This is a genomic window from Haloechinothrix alba, assembly GCF_900188115.1.
Classification (GTDB): domain Bacteria; phylum Actinomycetota; class Actinomycetes; order Mycobacteriales; family Pseudonocardiaceae; genus Haloechinothrix; species Haloechinothrix alba.
Window position 1 is genome coordinate 1 of the sequence record NZ_FZNW01000067.1, and the last position, 1,628, is coordinate 1,628.

General features: G+C 66.9%; 1 protein-coding gene. It reads right to left on the reverse strand.

The features are described 5' to 3' along the window. Positions 1–16: 16 nt before the first annotated feature. The gene (locus tag CHB84_RS22130) at positions 17–1,540 is read right to left on the reverse strand and encodes an IS1634 family transposase (protein ID WP_089303571.1); all 1,524 of its coding nucleotides are present in this window, start codon (positions 1,538–1,540) and stop codon (positions 17–19) included. Between the last annotated feature and the right edge of the window lie 88 nt (positions 1,541–1,628).

The following is a 1,628-nucleotide window of genomic DNA, read 5'->3' on the forward strand; positions in this document are numbered from 1 at the left end:
CCCGAGTTTTGCCAGATTAGTGCGTAGGCTGGCTGGCCGTGTTGATGGCGTCGAGCGCGTGTTGGAGGTCGTCGGGTAGCGGGTCGGCGGCTGTGATGGTCTGCTCGCCTGCCTGGATCTGGACGGTTCGGTAGCGGCGGGCGGTGCGGACGAACTTCTTGATCGACCAGCCGGTGGCGTCTTCGATCCAGCGAGACACGGCGAGGGCGGCGAAGACGATGGTCAGGTGGGCCTCGATGGAGTCGCGTTTGCGGGCATAGATCGGCCTGGCCTGGAGGTCATGTTTGGACATTCGAAACGACTTTTCGATCTGGAACAGCCGGTGGTAGGAGCCGATGACGAACTCAGCGGTCGCGCCGTCGAGGTTGGTGACGTAGCCCTTCAGGCCAGCCAGGGCGCGGGCCTTGGCTTCCAGGTCGCGGTTGACGGTCTTGGTCGCACCGGACAGTTGGAGGAACCGGTTGCGCTTGACCGCGGCCTTGCCGGCGGCGGCGTTTTCGGCTTTGGCGATCTGTTCGTCGATGCCGCGCAGCGTCCGGCGGCCCCGATCACGCTTGTATTGGTAGTAGATCACCTGGTCACGGCGGTTGTCGGTGGATCCGGCGGGCCAGGGCTGGGTGAAGATCTGCCCGTCTTCGATCTCCGTGTCGGGGTGCTGCTGGCGCCACTCGGCCACCACGTGAGGCACCTCGGGGATACGCATGCCGAGAATGAACGACAACCCCGCTCGTTCGAGCTCGGCCTGGTTGGCTTTGGAGACCATGCCCGCATCCGCCACCACGGTCACATCGGCCAGCCGGTGGGCGGCCATGAACGCCTGGATCGTCGGCAGCATCGTGGCGGTTTCGGCCTTGTTGCCCTCGAAGGCGTGGACCATCAACGGGCGCCCGGCCGCGTCGGTGAGCAGCCCGATGGTGACCTGCGGCTCCAGCCGGCGTTCCTTGGAAAAGCCCGGTTCGCGGAATCCATCCCCGGAATCCGTTTCGAAGTACAGCGTGGAGACGTCGTAGAGAACAAGGCTCGCTGGCCCGAGCCCGGCATGGGCGGCGCACGCCGCAGCGATCCGCTCCCGCCACGTATCGGCGGCGAACACCGGCAGGCGACGGTTCACCGTCCGATACGACGGCGCGACCACCCCGACTTCGTCGAGGACCCGCAGCGAGTCCACCTTGCTGGTCGGCTCGATGATCCGCGCCAACACCAGCCCTCGGAACACCTCGTCGCCCTCGGCGGCGACATCGAAGCCCAGCGCGTCATACGCCTGCGAGAGTGCGTCCCACAGGTGTCCCATCCGCGACGAGGTGATCGGCAACGGCCCACCAGCCTTGCCGCCTGCCTGGCCAGCGGACTCGAGGCCGAGGTCGAGCTCGCCCTGACCGGCGGCCAACCGCTGCCGCGCGGCTGCCTCCAGCAGCTCCACCTCGGCGTCGTCGTGCGCCGAGCCGACGTGCTCGATATCGCGCGAGCCCCGCCGCGACGAGTGCACGATCTGCACCGCCGTCGCCCCCGAGGCCGTCTTTACCGTGCGCACGTACGCCACCCGGCCACTCTACGACCCCATTTAGTGCGCAAATCAGCCCAGCAACCGAAACAAACCAGCAGGTCAACAGGTCGCACTCGTCAAGACC